This is a genomic window from Methylobacterium frigidaeris, assembly GCF_022179185.1.
Taxonomy (GTDB): domain Bacteria; phylum Pseudomonadota; class Alphaproteobacteria; order Rhizobiales; family Beijerinckiaceae; genus Methylobacterium; species Methylobacterium frigidaeris.
In genome coordinates, this window is record NZ_BPQJ01000312.1 from 1 (window position 1) to 244 (window position 244).

A 244-nucleotide genomic window follows, 5' to 3' on the forward strand; every position below is an offset into this window, starting at 1 on the left:
GGACTGACACGTCGTTGCCGCTCGCAATGCGACGGGGGCACGATGGCGCGCGGCGTCGCGATGAGAGCACGTATGCACAGGACGCTGAGATTTTCGAAAAAGCTCTGAAGATTGAAAAAGATCCATATCTATTGTCGCGCTATATGTACTATCTAGCAGACAGTTATCGTGACTGCGGCGAAAAACGTAAAGCTTTGCAGGCCTACCTCAACCGTACGACCATGGGGTTTTGGGAGGAGGAAAT

The 244-nt window shown here is 52.0% G+C and carries 1 pseudogene; it reads left to right on the forward strand.

Annotation, left to right across the window (positions count from 1 at the left end):
* Window positions 1-244, forward strand: a pseudogene (locus tag MFF64_RS37250) (glycosyl transferase); the annotation flags it as partial.